The sequence below is a fragment of the Corallococcus sp. CA041A genome (assembly GCF_003612075.1).
In the GTDB taxonomy this organism is placed as follows: Bacteria; Myxococcota; Myxococcia; order Myxococcales; family Myxococcaceae; genus Corallococcus; species Corallococcus exiguus.
The window spans coordinates 1-251 of sequence record NZ_RAWF01000791.1 but is presented as its reverse complement, the minus strand read 5'-3'; the positions used below and the strand labels follow the sequence as shown (position 1 = coordinate 251).

Sequence of the window (251 nt, the reverse complement as noted above, 5' to 3'; positions counted from 1 at the left end):
CATTGACGCCGCCGCACAACCACCAATACGCAACGTCCGTACGCAGCCTCGCCGCAATGGCGTGAGCGCTGGAGAGGCCCTCCATCTGCCCGTACACCCACAGCGCTAGCAACAGCCTCGGGTCCACCGCCGCACGACCCGCGTGATGGGGACGCGCACGGATAGCGCGCTCGAAGTCCGACATGTCCAGCGCTTCGACAGCCGCCCATACAGCGCGCACTGGATGCTCTCGGTCAACCAACTGCTCGTAG

Annotated in this window: 1 protein-coding gene; it reads right to left on the bottom strand. The window is 65.7% G+C overall.

The annotated features are described in order from the left end of the window. Positions 1-251: transposase (locus D7V77_RS43085; RefSeq protein ID WP_147452412.1), on the bottom strand; the 251-nt coding region annotated here is incomplete at both ends.